The following is a 17,346-nucleotide window of genomic DNA, read 5'->3' as shown; positions in this document are numbered from 1 at the left end:
GCCAGACGGATTAGAAAGATTACTTCACCGACAAGTCGTCGGTGAACTACTCGGGGCGCAGCGTGAGAATGCGCGGCCCGTCCTCGGTGACGGCGACGCTGTGCTCCCAATGCGCCGCGCGCGTCCCGTCGGTGGTGACCACGGTCCAGTCGTCATCGAGTGTCTTGGTCTCGGTGGTACCGAGCGTCAGCATCGGCTCGATCGCCAACACCGACCCCACCACCAGGCGCGGTCCCTTACCGGGCGCGCCTTCGTTGGGCAGGAACGGATCCATGTGCATCTCGCGCCCGATGGCGTGGCCACCGTAACCGTCGACGATGCCGTACTGCCGACCGTGCGCCTGCTCGGCCGCGCGCGTACCCAGCTCGATGGCGTGCGAGACGTCGGTCAGCCGGTTGCCCGGCAGCATCGCCGCGATGCCGGTCTCCATCGAGAGCCTGGTGGCCTCACTCAGCAGCTGATCGGCCTCGATGATGTTGCCGATGCCGAACGTCCACGCCGAGTCGCCGTGCCAGCCGTCGAGGATGGCGCCGCAGTCGATGGACACGAGATCACCCTCGGTGAGAATCTCACTCGCCGAGGGGATCCCGTGGACCACACGGTCGTTGACCGAAGAACAGATCGAGCCGGGGAAGCCGTGATAACCCTTGAACGACGGGACGGCGCCCGCGTCACGGATCGTCGCCTCGGCGACCTCGTCGAGCTCCAGCGTCGAAACGCCGGGCTTGGCCGCCGCGCGAACGGCGACCAGCGTCGCGCCGACGATCGCGCCGGCTGCCTGCATGGCATCCAGCTCGCCCGCCGAACGGAACGGCACGACCTTCTTCTTACGGGTGAAGACCATCCGGCCTCAGTACTCCGATCCGCTGATTACTGACCGAGCGCCGCGAGCGCCCGGCCGTTGACCTCATCGACTTCGCCGATGCCGTCGACGGTCACGACCAGACCGTCGTAGTGCTCGAGCAGTGGCTCGGTCTCCTCACGGTAGACCCGCAGCCGGTTGCGGATAACGTCCTCGGTGTCGTCGGCGCGCCCACGGGCGAGCATGCGCTCGACCACGGTGTCCTCGGCGACCACGAAGCACAGCACCGCGTCGAGCGTGGTGCCGTTGTGCTCGAGGATCTTCTTCAACGCGTCGGCCTGGTCGACCGTGCGCGGGTACCCGTCGAGCACGAAACCGTTCGCGGCGTCGGGCTCGCCGACGCGCGCCTCGACCATGCGGTTGGTGACGTCGCTGGGGACCAGGTCGCCCGCGTCCATGTACTTCTGTGCCTCGCGACCGAGGGCGGTCTGCTGGCTGATGTTCGCGCGGAAGAGGTCTCCGGTGGAGATGTGCGGAACGCCCAGCTTCTCTGACAGCAGGACGGCCTGAGTACCTTTGCCGGCACCCGGCGGACCGAGCAGAACAACTCTCACTTGAGGAACCCTTCGTAATTTCGATTCATCAGCTGGCTCTCGATCTGCTTGACCGTGTCGAGACCCACGCTGACCATGATGAGCACCGCGGTACCGCCGAACGGCAGGTTCGCGACCGCACCCGAATTGCCCATGTCGAGGAACAGGTTCGGGAGCACGGCGACCAGACCGAGGTAAATCGAGCCAGGCAGGGTGATGCGGCTCAGGACATAGTTGAGGTAGTCGGCGGTCGGCTTACCGGGCCGGTAGCCCGGGATGAAGCCACCGAACTTCTTCATCTCGTCCGCGCGTTCCTCCGGGTTGAAGGTGATCGCGACGTAGAAGTAGGTGAAGAACACGATCAGCGCGAAGTAGATCGCGATGTAGACCGGGTTGGACGGGTTCACCAGGTATTTCTGGATGATCTCCTGCCACCAGCTCGGATCCGTCGCCGTATTCGAGTTGGTGAGCTGCGCGACCAGGTTGGGCAGGTAGAGCAGCGAGGACGCGAAGATCACCGGGATGACACCGGCCTGGTTGACCTTCAACGGCAGGTACGTCGATGAACCGCCGTACATCTTGCGACCGACGACGCGCTTGGCGTACTGCACCGGAATCCGGCGCTGACCCTGCTCGACGAAGATCACGGCCACGATGATCGCCAGCACAGCGGCACACACCAGACCGAAGACCAGACCACCGCGGGTATCCAGGATGCTCTTGCCGTCGAGCGGGATACGCGCCGCGATACCGGCGAAGATGAGCAGCGACATGCCGTTACCGACACCGCGCTCGGTGATCTGCTCGCCGAACCACATGACCAGCGAGGCGCCGGCGGTCATCACCAGGACGATGATGATCATGCCGAAAATGCTGGTGTCGGCGAGGATTTCCTGCTGGCAGCCCTGCAGTAGCTGACCGCGCGCGGCGAGCGCGACGAGGCCGGTGGCCTGCAGGATCGCCAACGCGACCGACAGGTACCTGGTGTACTGCGTCATCTTGGTCTGGCCGGATTGGCCTTCCTTGCGCAGTTCCTCGAACCGCGGGATGACGACGGTCAGCAGCTGGATGATGATGCTCGCGGTGATGTACGGCATGATGCCGATCGCGAACACCGACAGCTGCAACAGCGCGCCACCGGAGAAAAGGTTGATGAGCTGGTAGATACCGGCGGATTCACCACCGGAGACCAGCTTCACGCAGTCCTGGACCGCGCGGTAATCGACGCCGGGGGACGGCAGCGCGGCACCCAACCGGTACAGCGCGATCAACCCCAGCGTGAAGAGAATCTTCCGCCGTAAGTCCGGAGTCCGGAAGGCCGATACGAAGGCGGAAAGCACAAATCCTCCTGGCGAACGACATGGTCATGCCATGCGACTGAACCACTGGACAGCATGTGGAATCGTCAGCCGATGACGAGCTTGGCAGACAACACTTGGAACTCTAACAGTGACACCGGACGAGCTCGCGACTCGTCCGGTGTCAGCTGCTGACTACAGTACCGTCAGGCCAGTTCGGTGACAGTGCCACCGGCTGCGGTGATCTTCTCCTTGGCGGAGCCGGTCACCTTGTCGGCGGTCACCTGGATGGCGACACCGATCTCGCCGTCGCCGAGAACCTTGACCAGCTCGTTCTTACGAACGGCGCCGGCCTCGACGAGCTCGGCCTTACCGATGACGCCGCCCTGCGGGAACAGCTCAGCGATGCGGCCAACGTTGACGACCTGGTACTCGACCCGGAAGCGGTTGGTGAAGCCGCGAAGCTTCGGCAGACGCATGTGCAGCGGCATCTGGCCACCCTCGAACGCCGCGGGGACGTTCTTGCGTGCCTTGGTGCCCTTGGTACCGCGACCGGCGGTCTTACCCTTGGAACCCTCACCGCGACCCACACGGGTCTTCTCGGTCTTGGAGCCAGGGGCGGGACGCAGGTGGTGCAATTTGATGGTCATGTCTAGACCTCCTCAACTGTTACGAGGTGGCGCACGACGTTGATCAGACCGCGGTTCTGAGCGTTGTCCTCACGAACCACCGACTGGCGGATCTTCCGCAGACCAAGCGTCCGCAGGCTGTCGCGCTGGTTCGACTTGGCACCGATCGTGCTCTTGATCTGAGTCACCTTGAGATCAGCCATGTCAGGCTCCCTGTCCTGCACGCGCACGCAGCATGCCCGCCGGAGCGACATCCTCGATCGGCAGACCGCGACGAGCGGCAACCTCTTCGGGACGCTGGAGCATCTTGAGCGCGGCAACCGTCGCGTGAACGACGTTGATCGCATTGTCGCTACCGAGCGACTTGGCCAGAATGTCGTGAATGCCTGCGCATTCGAGCACGGCGCGAGCCGCGCCGCCCGCGATCACACCGGTACCGGGCGAAGCCGGACGCAGCATGACCACACCGGCCGCCGCCTCACCCTGAACCGGGTGGGTGATGGTCGAGCCGATCATCGGGACGCGGAAGAAGCTCTTGCGAGCCTCCTCGACACCCTTCTGGATGGCCGCGGGAACTTCCTTGGCCTTGCCGTAGCCGACGCCGACCAGACCGTTGCCGTCACCGACGATCACGAGGGCGGTGAAGCTGAAGCGACGACCACCCTTCACGACCTTGGAGACACGGTTGATCGCGACGACGCGCTCGAGCTGGTTCTTCTCGGCCGCGTTGTCGCGACGGTCGCCGCCACCGCGACGATCGCCACCGCCACGACGGTTGCCCTCGGGGCCTCCGGCGTTGCTGTTGGTGTTGTTGTTCTGTCCGGCGGGTCCGTTGCCGCCGTCACGCCGCTGACGTCCCGGCATCAGACGTTCCTTCCGTTCGAAATAACAGTCATCAGAACTTCAGCCCACCTTCACGAGCGGCATCGGCCAGCGCCGCGATACGGCCGTGGTAGTCGTGACCACCACGGTCGAACACGACCGCCTCGATACCGGCAGCCTTGGCACGCTCGGCGATCAGCTGACCGACCTTCGCGCCCTTGGCGGACTTGTCGCCCTCGAGCGCACGCACGTCGGCCTCGATCGAGGAAGCGGCGGCAAGGGTCTTGCCCACCGAGTCGTCGATCAGCTGAGCGTGCAGGTGGCGCGCGGAGCGGTTGACCACCAGGCGCGGACGCTCGGTGGTGCCTTCGACCTTCTTACGAAGACGGAAGTGACGGCGGGTCTTCGACAGGCGACGCTTCGTGGAAGCATCCTTGCCCAGCGGAATCCGCTTCGCCTTCTGGTTAGCAGTTTGCGCCATGATCACTTACCCGTCTTTCCGACCTTGCGGCGAACGACCTCGCCGGCGTAGCGGATGCCCTTGCCCTTGTACGGGTCGGGCTTACGCAGTCCGTGGATGACAGCGGAGATCTGACCGACCTTCTGCTTGTCGATTCCGGACACCGAGAACTTGGTGGGCGATTCCACCGCGAAGGTGATGCCTGCCGGGGCCTCGATCGGCACCGGGTGGCTGTAACCGAGGGCGAACTCGAGGTTCGAACCCTTGGCCTGAACGCGGTAACCGACGCCGAAGATTTCCATCTTCTTCTCGTAGCCCTTGGTGACACCCTCGATCATGTTGGCGATCAGGGTGCGGGAAAGGCCGTGCAGCGAACGGTTCGCGCGCTCGTCGTTGGGACGAGCAACCTCGAGCTCATTACCTTCACCCTTGGTGACGGTGATGGGCTCGGCCACGGTGTGCGAGAGGGTGCCCTTGGGCCCCTTGACCGTGACAACCTGGCCGTCGATGTTGACGTCGACGCCGGCCGGAATCTCGATGGGCTTCTTACCAATACGCGACATTTGTCCTGACCTCCCTTACCAGACGTAGGCGAGGACTTCGCCCCCGACGCCCTGCTTGGCCGCCTGACGGTCGGTGAGCAGACCGGTCGACGTGGAAATGATCGCCACGCCGAGGCCGCCGAGGACCTTGGGCAGGTTGGTGGACTTCGCGTACACACGCAGACCCGGCTTCGAGACGCGACGCAGGCCCTGCAGGCTGCGCTCACGGCTGGGGCCGTACTTCAGATCGACGACGATGGCCTTGCCAACGGTCGCGTCTTCGGTGCGGTAATCGGCGATGTAGCCCTCACGCTTGAGGATCTCGGCGATGTTCACCTTGATCTTCGAGTGGGGCGCCTTCACCTGATCGTGGTACGCCGAGTTGGCGTTGCGCAGACGCGTCAAGAAGTCTGCGATCGGATCAGTCATGGTCATGGTTAGACCTCGACACCTTTCTCGCTGCGGTTCCCATGCAACATCTCCCGCACTCTCACGCGGTCGACCGTGGGCCTACAACAATTCGGCTGGTCCGGTCGGCACTTACCGACCGGATGAGTTCTCTTGCGAGCTCTCGGCGCCTGGCACGGTCCCACCCGCGCCGAAGCGCGCAGCGGACACAGATCTGCCCAGGCAACCGCTCTAGTGTAGGCAATGCCGTGGTCAGGACCAAACTCGGGGGGGCGACGGACCGGGGCGATCTCCGTCACGCGGCGGTGTGGCCCGCCCTCCCGCCCGTCTTGTAAGTGATCAGGATCGCCGAGGCCGAGACACCGGCGGCGACGATCAGCATCATCTCACCACCCACCACCATGCTCATCAAGCCACCGAGCAGGGCGCCGACGGCGAACGCCGCGTACTGCAGGCCGTAGCCGAGCCAATCGCGCGCACTACCCCCGCTGACATGGCTTTCGATGCCCTGGCTCAGCTTCACCACCGTTCCGGTGGCATAGCTGAGCGGAACGCTGGTCTCGCCGTTCTTGACGAACGCGGTGTTGAGCGCGCCCACCGCGAAGGCGACGAACGCGATCGGGATGAACCCCACCTCCTGGCCGCCGGTGCGGTCGAGGGCGTAGTCGACCATCGCGGCCACGGCGAGCGCCACGGTGGTCACCACGGACGCGCCGTAGTGACCGCGCCGCCACAGCCGCCGTCGCAGCATCGAGGCCACGAACACACCGAGCCCGAACGAGAAAAGCAGCGTGATCGCCCCGGTGGCCAGCAGCTGATCATTGTCGAACCAGCCGAGAACGGCGCGCTCGGTATTACCGGTCATGAATGTCACGAAATATCCGGCGGAATGCGTATAAGCCGCCGCTCCGATAAATCCGGCCAAAATAGAAAGAAACGCGACCATCGGCATCGCGCCGGCGGGAATTCCACGCAGAGACACCCGGTGGGCCACGTCACGTGGCTTGTTCGCTGTGGTCGGGGTCACGAATTCACATCCTCTGCATTCACTCGGCAAGGGATCGACACTGACGCCCATCTGCACGCTGCATTGTTACGCAACAGCCCCGACAGTAGCCACGAAATAAATTGCCGGCCAGCATGGAGATCACATTCTCGGGAAAGACACAGGATTATGAGAAGCCGGTAATGCCGTGGTAACCGAAAAATCCGAAGACAATTCCGTGGACGACCGCATCCACCGCCACGCGAAGAAACCGGCGACCTGCGACGATGCCGCCACGCGATTCCGTCCGATCCGCGCCACCGATCGAATTGTGTTCGATACCAACCACTTTGCGTTAGTAAGCGCTGCTCACGAGTGTGGTAGCTTCGCGAGGTTCGTCGGATCTGCGCAGGAGGCTCGGCCGTTTGTCTTCCCACTGTGCACGCCGCCGGGGCTCGGCATATCTGCTCGCCGTACTGCTCGGGATAGGCGCGCTCGTCACATCCGCGCGCGCTGCGGCCGATCCCTACGTCGACCAGCTGGCCGACGCGGCCGCCACCCCGACGCTCGGATGGGACGCCTGCTCGGACGGTTTCGAGTGCGCGACCGCCCGGGTCCCGATGGACTACAACAGCCCGCAGGCCGCCCAGATCGACCTGGCGGTCATCAAGTTGCCCGCCGCCGACCCCGCACGCCGCATCGGCACGTTGTTCGTGAACTTCGGTGGGCCCGGCCCCTCCGGCGTCGACCGCCTACGCGAACGGGCCCGCTGGCCGTGGCTGTTCTCCGACGAACTACGCGCCCGCTTCGACCTGGTCTCCTGGGATCCGCGCGCGGTCTCGCGCAGCGCGGGCACGCAGTGTTTCCCGAGCGCCGACGAGCAGGCCGCCTACCTCGGTTCCTTCCCCGGCACCCCCACCGATCCGCGCGACGAGCCCGCGTTCTTCGCCGCCTCCGCGGATATCGCCGCCCGCTGCGCCGAGAACGCGGGTCCGATCCTGCACCACGCCTCCACCGCGAACACCGCCCGCGACCTGGACCTGCTGCGCCGTGCGGTCGGGGATGAAGCTCTGACCTACCACGGCATCTCCTACGGCACCCAGGTCGGCGCGGTCTACGCCAACATGTTCCCCGGCCGGGTCCGCGCGATGGCGTTCGACGGTTCCCTCGACTTCGAGGGCAATGTGAACGGCCACGGCGCCGACGGCGTGGATCTGCCCCTCGACACCCGCCAGGGCGTAGCCGCGGGCATCGCCGAAACCTTCGACACCTTCCTGCGCGACTGCACCGCCGCGGGTCCACGCTGCGCGTTCGCCGGGGGCGACCCGAAACTCAAGTGGATCGCGCTGGCCGAACGAGCCCGCCTCGCGCCGATCACGGTCGCCGGCACCCCGTGGACCTTCTCCCAGATAGTGAGCGCCGCGGGCAGCCTCTCCCGCCCCGACACCTACCCCGATCTGGCGATTCTGCTCCAGAACCTCTTCGACGCGGCAACAGTCCTGCCCGCCAGAGTCCCCGACGCCCTCTTCGCGGAGAACCACCCCGCCAATCGCGTCGAGGCCTTCTACACCATCCAATGCTCCGACAGCACTGTCCCCACCGACCCTGCCGTCTACAGCCGGGCGGCCGCCGCCGAAGACCTCCAGTCCCGTTACTTCGGCCGCACCGCCGTCTTCAACGCCACCCCCTGCGCCTTCTGGCAGGGCGAGGACCGAGACCGCTACACCGGCCCGTGGAACCGCGAAACCGCCGCCCCGATCCTCGTCCTCAACAGCCGATACGACCCCGCCACCCCACTACATGGGGCCAAAGCCGGTGCGGCCCAACTGCACCGGGCCCAGGTAGTCGTGATCGAAGGCGCGGGCCACAGCTCCATGTACGTCCAGAGCACCTGCGCCGAACACCTCAAACGCGACTACCTGTTCACCGCCCAGCTCCCGCCCGCCGGCGTCAGCTGCGGAATCGACCGGTCCCCGTTCAGCTGAGCAGGCAGAGCAGGTCATAGAGCGGCGGCTTCTCCACACTCCCCGTGGCGAACAACAACTGCGCGATCGGCGAACAGATCAACTCCGTCTCCGACGACCCCGACCCACCCCCGGACCCGGACCCGGAACCGGAACCGGCGCTGGGGGCGGCGGATGCAACAGCGGGCGCCCCGAGGAGCGCGACGGAAAGAACAGCGACAGTGGCGAACTTCTTCATGCGCCAAGAGAACACATCAGCAGCCGCGTCGTGAGTGAAATGCTCACATTTCATCCATCCTCGTGACAACACACAAGCCCGTACCCTCGGACTGTCATCGCACCATGACGAAAGCGCATCCCCAGTGCCCGATCTGCCCGCCCGAATGGCCGGACAGATCGGGACACGGATCGGTCAGCCCGCGTTCTTGAACTGCACAGACCCGTCGGTGCAGACTCCGATAACAGGGGTACCGGGGACGAAACCACCGATCGCGGGTGCGTTCAGGGACGTGGCGACGCCCCAGGCGTAACCGAGCCCGTACACCGAGCAGCTGTGCGGGATCGGGGGCGGGAGCGCATCTTCGATCGTGACTGTCCCTGACCCCACGGGGCCGGGGTGGATGGTGACCGGAGCAGCAGCGGCTACGCCCGATCCCATGGCGATCGCCGCTGCCAGCGAACCGAGCGCGATGGCAATTCGGCCTGTGTGGTTTCTCATCAGATCTCCTGGTTGAGGCCGCCGGAAAAGTGGCGGTGGTGGTGTCGGCCACCGGTCGGCGGCACACCACAAAATTACGTTCTGACCTGCACATTCCTCGTCCGTGAAGGCACGGAATCCACTCAGTGCCAGCACGGATTGCGCGGATGGTTGTGCACCCGTTTCCAGCAGAGGATCCTGAGTAGGTCGATAGTTGGAGGCTGTTCGATGACACCTCGTACGATCGCGCTCATCGGTGGGGTGACGGCATGTGCCGCCGCGCTGAGCGTCGCCGTGGTGCTGTCGGTGGACTGGTCAGAAGCCGCCCTGTACGACCCGGCCCGGATCCTGCTGCTCGGGCCACGCGAGGCATTCTCGGCGGCTCAGCACTCGCCGGTGTTCGGGCGGGTCGAGCTCACCCTGTTTCTGCTGGCTGGGGCGTCATTCGTCGCATCGGGGTTGTTCACCTGGACGAACCGGCCTCGCGACCTGGCCGGACCGCTGTTCGTGCTCGCCGGCCTGGTGTGGCTGGCCTGTGGTGTTCGCCGGTCGAGCGACCCGGTGTTGTTCACCGCGGGCGCGGTCCTGACGAATATCTATCTGCCGGTGATGATTCCGGTGCTGCTCGGCTTTCCGTCGGGACGCCTGCAACGCTCGTGGGAACGCTGGTGTGTGCGGGCGTGCTGGGCGCTGGCGGTGTTCGGGGTGTGGGCCGAGTGGATGTTCTTCGATCCGAGACAGGTGCCCGCGCCACATCGGTCGACCTCGGTGAATCTGTTGCTCATCCGGCACGATCCGGTCCTTGCCGATCGAATCCAGCTCACCGTCGGAGCGCTCGCATTCCTGATCGGCGTTGTTCTCATCACGATCGTTATCGCCCGCTGGCGATCGGGGACCGCCGCCTATCGCGCAGGCTTCGCACCGGTTCTGATCTTCGCGACGATCGCCGGGCTGATCGTCCTCTGGATCCTGTCGACCGCAGTCCTCTCCCCGGGTTCACTCCACAGTTGGACGCTCGACCTGCGATACATCCCGATTGTGTTGCTGCCCATGGCCATCGCGTACGGACAGGTGCGCTATCGCATGGCGCGCGCGGCAGTCGGTGATGCGATGGTCGAGATCGGGGCAACCCCGATCAAGTCGGGCTTCGTAGAGGCACTTCGTCGGGCACTGCACGACCCCACTCTCGAGCTGTGGAGCTTCGACGCCGAACGCGGAGGCTACGTGGACAACAATGGCGCACTCCGGCAACTACCGCACGGCACCGGTCACCGGGTGGCCACGATCCTCGAACTGGACGGCGCCGCGGCGGCCGCACTTGTCTACGACAAGCAGTTGCAAACCGAACCAGAGCTGCTGGCCGCCGTGCGCGGCGCGACCGAGCTCGCCCTCGGCCACGAGCGCCTGCGCAACGACCTGGCCGCTCAGCTCGCCGAAGTGCGCCGTTCGCGGGAACGCATCGTGGCGGCAGGCGACGCCGAGCGCCGCCGGGTCGAACGCGATCTGCACGACGGTGCGCAACAACGTCTGGTTGCGGCGGCGCTTCTGCTGCGCCGGGCTCAGCGCGCCGCGGACACCGAAACACGAGGCGATCTGGTGACGCTCGGCGCCGCCGAACTGGACACCGCACTCAGCGAGCTACGTGAACTGGCAAGGGGCGTGTTCCCACCGATCCTCGCCGAGCGCGGCCTGACGGCCGCGTTGACCTCGCTCGCCGAACGCGCCCCGATCGCCGTGCGGATCCACGGCGCGCTGGTCCCGAGGCCACCGGCCGGGGTGGAGCTGGCCGCGTACTTCATCGCCGCCGAGGCCGTCACCAACGCGGCAAAGCATTCCGGCGGTACGCATGTCGATATCCAGGCGGGCATCGTCGACGAGGCAGTGCGGCTCGTGATCGCCGACGACGGCCGCGGCGGAGCCCATATCGGACCCGGCGGCGGACTCAGCGGCCTGGGCGATCGAGCCGCGGCGCTCGGCGGACACCTCCGGGTGGACAGCTCGCCCGGCGCGGGCACCGTGCTCACCGCCACCCTTCCACTCCGTGCGCAGGACACGTCATGACCGCTGCCTGGTCGTCCTCACTGGCGGCGGATACACAGCGAGTCTTCGATGAGCACCCATCGAAGACGCGACCAGGGGGTGACGCATGAGCGGGGTCGATCTGGAACCAGGGGCCGTGTTCGCGGGCTACACCATCGAGCGGGAGCTGGGTGCGGGCGGCATGGGCAGTGTCTACGCGGCCCGGCACCCCACACTGCCGCGCACCGTCGCGCTGAAGGTGCTGCATCCCTCGCTCACCTCAGACGACTACGTGCGTACTCGATTCGAGTTCGAAGCCGATCATGTCGCACGGCTGGAACACCCCGCCATCGTGGCTGTCTACGACCGTGGTCGTGAGGGCGACCGGCTCTGGATCGCGATGCAACTGGTGCCGGGGACCGACGCCGCCCAGCTGGTGCGTGACGGGCCGGTGGCACCGGCCCGCGCCGTGCACATCGTCGAAGTAGTCGCGGCCGGACTCGACTACGCGCACCGGGCCGGCGTATTCCACCGAGACGTCAATCCGGCGAATATCCTGCTGGCCGCGCCGTCCGAGCCTGGCGACGCCGAGCGGGTGCTGCTCACGGATTTCGGCATCGCCAAAGCACTCGACGACACTGTGCACCTCACCGCGGCCGGGATGATGGTCGCCACACTGCGGTATGCGGCCCCGGAACAGATCGAAGGGCGAACCATCGACCATCGAGCCGACCAATATTCGCTGGGCTGCACCCTGTTCCATCTGCTCACCGGCTGCGCGCCCTATCCGGGACCGAGCCCGGCGGCCATCATGAACGGCCATCTCAACGCACCGGTACCGCTGCCGAGCGCACGACTGGCTTCGCTTCCGAGAGCACTCGACGCGGTGATCGCGCGGGCGATGGCCAAGCGTCCGGCCGCTCGCTACCCCAGCTGTGGCGCCTTCGCACAGGCCGCGCGGGCAGTGCTCATCGCGGCGACCGACGCTACCGCCGAACAACCGACGATCCACGGCGGCCGGACGATCGCGGCCGGCCTCGGGTTCCCACATCGCGATTCACGCCGATTGCGTGTTGTCCTCGCCGACGACTCGGCGCTACTTCGACAGGGAATCGCCCGGCTGCTCGAGGACGAGGGAATGGAGGTGGCGGGGCAGGCAGGTGATGCCGCTGGGCTGCTGAGCCTGGTCCGCGCGCACCGCCCCGATGTCGCGGTCGTCGACATCCGGATGCCACCGACCTGCACCACCGAGGGCATCGACGCCGCGGTGACGATCCGTCGAGAGTTTCCCGAGACGGCGGTGCTGCTGCTGTCGCAGTACATCGAAACCGAGAGCGTTCTCGACCTGCTCTCCGGTGGCGCGCGCAGCCTCGGCTACCTGCTCAAAGACCGAGTCTCCGATATCGACGAGTTCGTGACGGCCCTGCAGCGGGTGGCTGCGGGCGGCTCGGCGATCGATCCCGACCTGGTCGGCCGCTTGGTCTCGCGACCGCACCACGGCGCCTTGCCACTCGACGAGCTGTCCCCTCGCGAGCGAGAAGTACTGCGGCTCATGGCCGAAGGGCGCTCCAACCGCGCGATCGGCGCCGCGCTGTTTCTCGGCGAACGCACGATCGAGACCCACGTGCGCAGTATCTTCGTCAAACTCGGGCTCCAGCCCGAACCCGACGACCACCGCCGCGTCCTCGCCGTGCTCACCCATCTGCGAGTCTGCAACTGAACGCGCGAAGGCACGGACTCCCGTCGGAAGTCCGTGCCTTCGTCGATATTTCGCCTAGGCGGCGGGTGCACTCACGAGGAGCGCAAGCTCACCAGGAGCTCTTGTGCACGCCCGGGAGCTCACCGCGGTGCGCCATTTCGCGGACGCAGATACGGCACAGGCCGAACTTGCGGTAGACCGCGTGCGGGCGACCGCAACGCTGGCAGCGGGTGTAGGCGCGGACGGCGAACTTAGGCTTGGCCTCCGCCTTGATGCGCAGTGCTTTCTTAGCCATGTGCTCAGTTCTCCTTGAACGGGAAGCCGAGGTGCTTCAGCAGCGCGCGGCCTTCTTCGTTGTTGGTCGCGGTGGTGACCACGGTGATGTCCATACCGCGCGGGCGGTCGATGGAATCCACGTCGATCTCGTGGAACATCGACTGCTCGCTGAGGCCGAACGTGTAGTTGCCGTTGCCGTCGAACTGCTTCGGCGACAGGCCGCGGAAGTCGCGGATACGGGGCAGCGCGATGGACACGAGACGGTCCAGGAACTCCCACATACGGTCGCCACGAAGGGTGACCTTCGCGCCGATCGGCATGCCCTCACGCAGCTTGAACTGCGCGATCGACTTGGTGGCCTTACGGATTTCGGGCTTCTGGCCGGTGATCAGCTCGAGGTCCTTGACGGCACCGTTGATGAGCTTCGCGTCACGGGCGGCGTCGCCGACACCCATGTTCACGACGACCTTGACGACGCCGGGGATCTGCATCACGTTGGCGTATTCGAACTCGCCGTTCAGCGCGTCCTTGATCTCGGCGCGGTAGCGCGCCTTCAGCCGGGGCTGAGTCTGCTCAGAGGTGGTCATGTCAGATGTCCTTCCCGTTTTTACGGGAGATCCGGACGCGCTTGCCGGACTCTTCGTCGGTGCGGTAGCCGACGCGAGTCGGGTTACCGTCGGAGTCGACGACCATCACGTTGGAAACCTGGATGGGGGCTTCCTGGGTGACGATGCCACCCGAGGACGCGCCACGCTGGTTCGCGGAATCCGCGACGTGCTTCTTGATGCGGTTCACGCCTTCGACGAGAACCTTGCCGGTCGCCGGGAAAGCCTGAATGACCTTGCCCTTGGCGCCCTTGTCCTTGCCCGAAATGACGAGCACGGTGTCACCCTTGTGCACCTTCATAGTCAGAGCACCTCCGGGGCCAGCGAAACGATCTTCATGAAGCGCTTGTCACGCAGCTCGCGGCCGACCGGGCCGAAGATGCGGGTGCCACGAGGATCGTTGTCCGGCTTGATCAGCACGGCAGCGTTCTCGTCGAACTTGATGTAGGAACCGTCCGGACGACGACGCTCCTTGGTCGTGCGAACGACGACAGCCTTGACGACGTCGCCCTTCTTCACGTTGGCGCCGGGGATGGCGTCCTTCACGGTGGCGACGATGATGTCACCGATACCGGCATAGCGACGCGACGAGCCACCGAGCACGCGGATGCAAAGGATTTCCTTCGCCCCGGTGTTGTCGGCGACGCGCAGTCGCGACTCCTGCTGAATCACTTCAGCACCTCCTGGACCTGGATGTATACGTACGCCGGATTGCCGACCCGACGCACATGGTCAGTCACCCTCCGGACGCGCGCCTGCCAGCGGAAATACCTTCCACTGGGGGTTCACTGCCGGATTGCGAGGGCATAGCTCCCGCAGGCAACCGTTCTAGTGTAGGTGAACCGCCAGGGCGAAACGAATCGGGGTGCGTCGACCAATCTGAAGTAGATATGTTTCAAACTTGCTTCGTCGCGTGCGGCCCGTTGCTAACGTCCCGCCATGAACATCACCCTGCCGATGAAGCGCCGTCTCGCGACCACGGCCACCGCGTTCGCCGCCGTCGTCACCATGGTGGCACCGCACGCGAGCGCGGGCCCCGTCATCGACATGCTCACCGACACGCTGACCGTCGGCTGCACCTCCAAGATCGACGTCGTCGGCCTCGACAACTATGTGGGCGCACAGGTCGACTTCCTCGCCAACGGCAAGTTCTTCGCCAGCGACACCGTCGACCTCGAGGTGAACGTCGCGGGCGTCACCGTCGCCAAGGCCACGGCGTTCTACCACGTCGAGACCGAGGTCGAGGTGCAGCTGTCACTGCTGCTGCACGCCACCGGCACACCGCTGGTCACCAAGCGCGTGCCGACGGTCATGCGAATCCTGAACGCGGGCAGCGGACTCGCCTGCGACCTGGCCACGGGCAGCTCGAGCCTGTCTTCCTAGCCACCACTCCACCGAGACGGCGTCGCGCCGGTAGCCTGTGCGAGCTAGCTGGATCGCAACAAGCAGGGTGCGGCTGCCGCATCGGGGAAGGAAGTCCTGTGACATCGTCCGGTCGTCCGTCGGTGGTCGACCGCCGCGCATTCCTGATCGCCATGGGCCTGGTGCCCGTGGCCGCCGCGCTGGCGTCGTGCTCGCCCGAACCCACCGAAGTCCAGCTCACGGGCGTCGATCTCGGCGGCGGCGACCCCGCCATCCGCCCGCAGGACGACCTGTACCGCCATGTCAACGGCTCCTGGCTGCGCGATTACCAGCTCCCGCCCGACAAGGCCTCGGTCGGCGCGATCACCGATGCCAACGACCGGACCCTGGATCAGCTCCGGGCGATCATCGAGGGCATCAAGGATCCGAAGCACGGCTCGGAGGCGCAGCAGATCAAGGATCTCTACGACGCGCGCCTGGACCTCGACGAGATCGAGCGACTCGGCATCACGCCGCTCAACAGCCTGTTCGCCGCGATCGACAAGGCCGTGGGCAAGCCGGAGCTGGCGAGGGTGATGGCCGAGGCGCCCATCGCCGGGCTGATCGGGATGGGCATCGGGATCGACCGCAAGAACTCCAAGGCCTATATCCCCAGTGTCGGCCAGTCCGGGCTCACCCTGGGCGAGCAGTACTACCGCAAGCCCGAGTTCGCCGCCCAGCTCGCGGGCTATCAGATCTACCTCGAACAGCTGGCCGCGGGCCTCGGCCTGTCCGACCCGGCCGGGGTGGCGCAGCGGACGGTCGATCTGGAGAAGCGGATCGCCGCCGGGCACTGGGACAGCGTGCGCCTGCGCAACACCGATGCCACCTACAACCTGATGAGCTGGCAGGAACTGACCGCGCTCGGCCCGCAGTTCGATTGGGATCCGTGGCTGGCGGGCATGACCGACCGGCCCAAGTCGCTGTTCGACAAGATGGTGGTCGGCCAGCCCTCCTTCGTCACCGCGGCCGCGCAGCTGTGGGGCGAGGTCGATATCGCCCAGTGGCGCGACTACCTCAAGCTGCATGTGGCCAACAACTACGCGCGCTTCCTGCCCAAGGCCATCGCCGACGCGCGCTTCGAGTTCGTCGGCCGGGTGCTGAGCGGTATCGAGGAGAAGCCGGAGATGTGGCGCTCCGCGGTGGGTGTGGTCGACGACAATCTCGGCGAACCGCTGGGAAAGCTGTACGTGGACAAGCACTTCCCGCCCGCGGCCAAGGAACGCGCGTTGGAGATGGTCGCCGACCTCACCGCCGCCTACCGCGACAACTTCACCAATTCGACCTGGATGACCCAGCCGACCCGCGACGCCTCGATCGCCAAGCTGGACAAGATCGTCGCCCAGATCGGCTACCCCGACAAGTGGGTCGACTACTCGTCGGTGCAGGTCACCCGCGGCAAGCTGATCGAATCCCTGTTGGCCATCAACACTTTCGAGTCCCAGCGCGCGTTCGCCCGCCTCGGCACCGAGGTGGACAAGATGGAGTGGAGCATGTCGCCGCAGACGGTGAATGCCTACTACAGCCCGACCACCAACCAGATCGTCTTCCCGGCCGCCTATCTGCAGCCCCCGTTCTTCGACAAGGACGCCCAGGCCGCGGTCAACTACGGCGCGGTGGGTTCCACGATCGGCCACGAGATCGGGCACGGCTTCGATGACCAGGGCTCCAAGTACGACGGCGACGGCAACCGTCGCGACTGGTGGACGCCCGAGGATCTCGCGGCGTTCGACGCCAAGACCCAGCAGATCATCGCGCAGTACGACGTGCTCGTTCCCGAGGGCGCGCCCGAGGGCCAGCACGTGAACGGCGCGCTGACCGTCGGCGAGAACCTGGCCGACCTGCGCGGCCTGCAGATCGCGTTGGCCGCCTATCAGAAGGTTGCCCAGCGCTCCGGCGAGCAGCCCGACTTCCGGACGATGTTCCTGTCGTGGGCACGGCAGTGGCGCGACAAGCAGACCGAGGAGGCGACCCTGCAGGGGTTGCAGGACACCCACTCCCCCAACGAGTTCCGCTGCAACCAGGTGGTTCGCAATATCGGCGAGTTCTACACCACCTTCGAGGTGAAGAACGGCGACAAGCTGTTCATGCCGCAGGACCAGCGCGTCACGCTATAAGGGCACAGCTTCCCGCCGAAAAGCGACGT

Annotated in this window: 22 protein-coding genes; 5 read left to right on the top strand and 17 right to left on the bottom strand. The window is 65.8% G+C overall.

All coding sequences use genetic code 11. The features are described from left to right. Window positions 1-46 precede the first annotated feature (46 nt). From map to ACFVJ5_RS13955, 11 genes are all read right to left on the bottom strand, one after another. A complete protein-coding gene (gene map / locus ACFVJ5_RS14005; protein ID WP_379220304.1) occupies window positions 47-844 on the bottom strand; it encodes a type I methionyl aminopeptidase in 798 nt (265 codons plus the stop codon). A gap of 26 nt (window positions 845-870) precedes the next feature. After that, window positions 871-1,416, bottom strand: coding sequence for an adenylate kinase (locus ACFVJ5_RS14000; RefSeq protein ID WP_056818371.1), 546 nt, complete (start codon window positions 1,414-1,416; stop codon window positions 871-873). Continuing rightward, complete coding sequence (gene secY / locus ACFVJ5_RS13995) at window positions 1,413-2,735, bottom strand: preprotein translocase subunit SecY (protein ID WP_378632265.1); 1,323 nt, start codon at window positions 2,733-2,735, stop codon at window positions 1,413-1,415. Before secY ends, ACFVJ5_RS14000 begins: the two co-directional genes overlap by 4 nt. A gap of 164 nt (window positions 2,736-2,899) precedes the next feature. Next, entirely contained in the window at window positions 2,900-3,343 is a 444-nt protein-coding gene (gene rplO, locus ACFVJ5_RS13990; RefSeq protein WP_101464424.1) for a 50S ribosomal protein L15, read from the bottom strand. A gap of 2 nt (window positions 3,344-3,345) precedes the next feature. Beyond that, the gene (rpmD, locus tag ACFVJ5_RS13985; RefSeq protein ID WP_056819257.1) at window positions 3,346-3,525 is read right to left on the bottom strand and encodes a 50S ribosomal protein L30; all 180 of its coding nucleotides are present in this window, start codon (window positions 3,523-3,525) and stop codon (window positions 3,346-3,348) included. A gap of 1 nt (window position 3,526) precedes the next feature. Beyond that, window positions 3,527-4,186 carry a 30S ribosomal protein S5 gene (gene rpsE / locus ACFVJ5_RS13980; RefSeq protein ID WP_378598341.1) on the bottom strand — a complete coding sequence of 220 codons (660 nt, stop codon included), beginning with the start codon at window positions 4,184-4,186 and terminating at the stop codon, window positions 3,527-3,529. Between the two features lie 31 nt (window positions 4,187-4,217). Beyond that, window positions 4,218-4,625, bottom strand: a complete 408-nt coding sequence (rplR, locus tag ACFVJ5_RS13975; RefSeq protein ID WP_379220303.1) for a 50S ribosomal protein L18 — start codon at window positions 4,623-4,625, stop codon at window positions 4,218-4,220. A 2-nt stretch (window positions 4,626-4,627) separates the two neighbouring features. After that, a complete protein-coding gene (gene rplF, locus ACFVJ5_RS13970; protein WP_379220302.1) occupies window positions 4,628-5,167 on the bottom strand; it encodes a 50S ribosomal protein L6 in 540 nt (179 codons plus the stop codon). Between the two features lie 15 nt (window positions 5,168-5,182). Next, window positions 5,183-5,581, bottom strand: a complete 399-nt coding sequence (gene rpsH / locus ACFVJ5_RS13965) for a 30S ribosomal protein S8 (protein ID WP_056818383.1) — start codon at window positions 5,579-5,581, stop codon at window positions 5,183-5,185. Between the two features lie 268 nt (window positions 5,582-5,849). Continuing rightward, entirely contained in the window at window positions 5,850-6,581 is a 732-nt protein-coding gene (locus tag ACFVJ5_RS13960; protein WP_379220301.1) for a YoaK family protein, read from the bottom strand. A 145-nt stretch (window positions 6,582-6,726) separates the two neighbouring features. After that, entirely contained in the window at window positions 6,727-6,888 is a 162-nt protein-coding gene (locus ACFVJ5_RS13955; RefSeq protein ID WP_379220300.1) for a hypothetical protein, read from the bottom strand. 76 nt (window positions 6,889-6,964) lie between these two features. Here ACFVJ5_RS13955 and ACFVJ5_RS13950 point away from each other — a divergent pair, with 76 nt between their 5' ends. Further along, window positions 6,965-8,524 carry an alpha/beta hydrolase gene (locus tag ACFVJ5_RS13950; RefSeq protein ID WP_379220299.1) on the top strand — a complete coding sequence of 520 codons (1,560 nt, stop codon included), beginning with the start codon at window positions 6,965-6,967 and terminating at the stop codon, window positions 8,522-8,524. Here ACFVJ5_RS13950 and ACFVJ5_RS13945 read toward each other — a convergent pair. Then, window positions 8,517-8,741, bottom strand: coding sequence for a hypothetical protein (locus tag ACFVJ5_RS13945; RefSeq protein WP_379220298.1), 225 nt, complete (start codon window positions 8,739-8,741; stop codon window positions 8,517-8,519). The two genes, ACFVJ5_RS13950 and ACFVJ5_RS13945, sit on opposite strands and share 8 nt — an antisense overlap. A 174-nt stretch (window positions 8,742-8,915) precedes the next feature. Then, window positions 8,916-9,221 carry a hypothetical protein gene (locus ACFVJ5_RS13940; protein WP_379220297.1) on the bottom strand — a complete coding sequence of 102 codons (306 nt, stop codon included), beginning with the start codon at window positions 9,219-9,221 and terminating at the stop codon, window positions 8,916-8,918. Between the two features lie 207 nt (window positions 9,222-9,428). On the opposite strand from ACFVJ5_RS13940, the gene ACFVJ5_RS13935 reads away from it, so the two are divergent. Continuing rightward, complete coding sequence (locus ACFVJ5_RS13935; protein ID WP_379220296.1) at window positions 9,429-11,261, top strand: sensor histidine kinase; 1,833 nt, start codon at window positions 9,429-9,431, stop codon at window positions 11,259-11,261. Window positions 11,262-11,346: 85 nt separating this feature from the next. Then, window positions 11,347-12,939, top strand: a complete 1,593-nt coding sequence (locus tag ACFVJ5_RS13930; protein ID WP_379220295.1) for a protein kinase — start codon at window positions 11,347-11,349, stop codon at window positions 12,937-12,939. 88 nt (window positions 12,940-13,027) lie between these two features. On the opposite strand, the gene ACFVJ5_RS13925 is transcribed toward ACFVJ5_RS13930, so the two are convergent. Genes ACFVJ5_RS13925 through rplN form a run of 4 tightly spaced genes read right to left on the bottom strand, consistent with a single transcriptional unit; the run spans window position 13,028 to window position 14,471 of the window. Further along, complete coding sequence (locus ACFVJ5_RS13925; protein WP_056818387.1) at window positions 13,028-13,213, bottom strand: type Z 30S ribosomal protein S14; 186 nt, start codon at window positions 13,211-13,213, stop codon at window positions 13,028-13,030. Between the two features lie 4 nt (window positions 13,214-13,217). Next, window positions 13,218-13,781, bottom strand: a complete 564-nt coding sequence (rplE, locus tag ACFVJ5_RS13920) for a 50S ribosomal protein L5 (RefSeq protein WP_056818389.1) — start codon at window positions 13,779-13,781, stop codon at window positions 13,218-13,220. A gap of 1 nt (window position 13,782) precedes the next feature. After that, window positions 13,783-14,100 (bottom strand): 50S ribosomal protein L24, encoded by a 318-nt coding sequence (rplX, locus tag ACFVJ5_RS13915; protein WP_056818391.1) that lies wholly within the window; start codon window positions 14,098-14,100, stop codon window positions 13,783-13,785. 2 nt (window positions 14,101-14,102) lie between these two features. Then, a complete protein-coding gene (gene rplN, locus ACFVJ5_RS13910) occupies window positions 14,103-14,471 on the bottom strand; it encodes a 50S ribosomal protein L14 (RefSeq protein WP_056818394.1) in 369 nt (122 codons plus the stop codon). A gap of 267 nt (window positions 14,472-14,738) precedes the next feature. Here rplN and ACFVJ5_RS13905 point away from each other — a divergent pair, with 267 nt between their 5' ends. Both ACFVJ5_RS13905 and ACFVJ5_RS13900 read left to right on the top strand, forming a co-directional pair. Next, window positions 14,739-15,182 (top strand): hypothetical protein, encoded by a 444-nt coding sequence (locus tag ACFVJ5_RS13905; RefSeq protein WP_379220294.1) that lies wholly within the window; start codon window positions 14,739-14,741, stop codon window positions 15,180-15,182. Window positions 15,183-15,280: 98 nt separating this feature from the next. Next, window positions 15,281-17,317, top strand: a complete 2,037-nt coding sequence (locus ACFVJ5_RS13900) for a M13 family metallopeptidase (protein ID WP_379220293.1) — start codon at window positions 15,281-15,283, stop codon at window positions 17,315-17,317. Window positions 17,318-17,346: the final 29 nt, after the last annotated feature.

The sequence above is a fragment of the Nocardia sp. NPDC127606 genome (assembly GCF_042671725.1).
In the GTDB taxonomy this organism is placed as follows: domain Bacteria; phylum Actinomycetota; class Actinomycetes; order Mycobacteriales; family Mycobacteriaceae; genus Nocardia.
Note: the sequence above shows the minus strand (reverse complement) of the source record. Positions and strands in the feature narration are given on the sequence as shown.

Coding starts and splice junctions, on each gene's coding strand:
- map (WP_379220304.1), bottom strand. CDS start 844: ATGGTCTTCACCCGTAAGAAGAAGGTCGTGCCGTTCCGTTCGGCGGGC.
- rplO (WP_101464424.1), bottom strand. CDS start 3,343: ATGACCATCAAATTGCACCACCTGCGTCCCGCCCCTGGCTCCAAGACC.
- rpmD (WP_056819257.1), bottom strand. CDS start 3,525: ATGGCTGATCTCAAGGTGACTCAGATCAAGAGCACGATCGGTGCCAAG.
- rpsE (WP_378598341.1), bottom strand. CDS start 4,186: ATGCCGGGACGTCAGCGGCGTGACGGCGGCAACGGACCCGCCGGACAG.
- rplR (WP_379220303.1), bottom strand. CDS start 4,625: ATGGCGCAAACTGCTAACCAGAAGGCGAAGCGGATTCCGCTGGGCAAG.
- rplF (WP_379220302.1), bottom strand. CDS start 5,167: ATGTCGCGTATTGGTAAGAAGCCCATCGAGATTCCGGCCGGCGTCGAC.
- rpsH (WP_056818383.1), bottom strand. CDS start 5,581: ATGACCATGACTGATCCGATCGCAGACTTCTTGACGCGTCTGCGCAAC.
- ACFVJ5_RS13945 (WP_379220298.1), bottom strand. CDS start 8,741: ATGAAGAAGTTCGCCACTGTCGCTGTTCTTTCCGTCGCGCTCCTCGGG.
- ACFVJ5_RS13940 (WP_379220297.1), bottom strand. CDS start 9,221: ATGAGAAACCACACAGGCCGAATTGCCATCGCGCTCGGTTCGCTGGCA.
- ACFVJ5_RS13935 (WP_379220296.1), top strand. CDS start 9,429: ATGACACCTCGTACGATCGCGCTCATCGGTGGGGTGACGGCATGTGCC.
- ACFVJ5_RS13930 (WP_379220295.1), top strand. CDS start 11,347: ATGAGCGGGGTCGATCTGGAACCAGGGGCCGTGTTCGCGGGCTACACC.
- ACFVJ5_RS13925 (WP_056818387.1), bottom strand. CDS start 13,213: ATGGCTAAGAAAGCACTGCGCATCAAGGCGGAGGCCAAGCCTAAGTTC.
- rplE (WP_056818389.1), bottom strand. CDS start 13,781: ATGACCACCTCTGAGCAGACTCAGCCCCGGCTGAAGGCGCGCTACCGC.
- rplX (WP_056818391.1), bottom strand. CDS start 14,100: ATGAAGGTGCACAAGGGTGACACCGTGCTCGTCATTTCGGGCAAGGAC.
- ACFVJ5_RS13905 (WP_379220294.1), top strand. CDS start 14,739: ATGAACATCACCCTGCCGATGAAGCGCCGTCTCGCGACCACGGCCACC.